Annotated in this window: 1 pseudogene; it reads right to left on the bottom strand. The window is 56.1% G+C overall.

Annotated elements, in window-relative coordinates:
- Positions 1–446 (bottom strand): annotated as a pseudogene (locus AC1DRJ_RS31530) (carbon-nitrogen hydrolase family protein); the annotation flags it as partial.
- Positions 447–622 lie beyond the last annotated feature (176 nt).

The raw sequence follows: 622 nt of genomic DNA, 5'->3' as shown, positions 1-622 counted from the left end.
TCGTCGAGGCGGCTTCCGCCCTCGGCGCTGATCAGCGCGCGAACGAACTGCAAGGGATTGCTCGCCGCCAGCCAGTTCATGGCTTCCTTGATCGTCGTAGCCTGGTACAGCTCATCTTTCTCGCCGCTGACCATCAGCCAGGTGCCGACATGTTCGGGCAGCACGACGATAGTCTTGTCATTCAGCAGGCCCTGGTCCCGGGCCTGCTGCAAATAGGCGGCGAGTTTGCGGTGCAAGCGCTCGGGGCTTTGATAGTCGGTCGGGAACAGCTCGGGCTGGATGCCGAGCAGATTGCCGCGATCAGCGGGTGTCCCTTGATCGATGGCGAGGTTAATGCGCAGGTCTGACAGGTAATGGCCCACCGGACGGTCCGCGGCCCACATGGCGTAGGTTGTCAGGGCGGCAATGATTGCCATGGAAAAGGTCAGGTACAGAAGTTTGCGCATGGGGAGCAGTCAACGGCCGTGTGCAGGCATGGGTTTTCAATGAATTTGAGATCCAAGGTAAACTAAATCAACCGGTTGCATCCATATTTTCCCATAGACAGAAATTTTTTTTTCACGCGAAATGGTTTTTTGTAGCTTCTTGAGCACCGAATGTGAGACCAAGGGGACATGAAAAG

Source organism: Pseudomonas sp. P5_B2 (assembly GCF_056400445.1).
The sequence above is the reverse complement of the archived record's forward strand: the minus strand, read 5'-3'. Positions and strand labels throughout refer to the sequence as shown.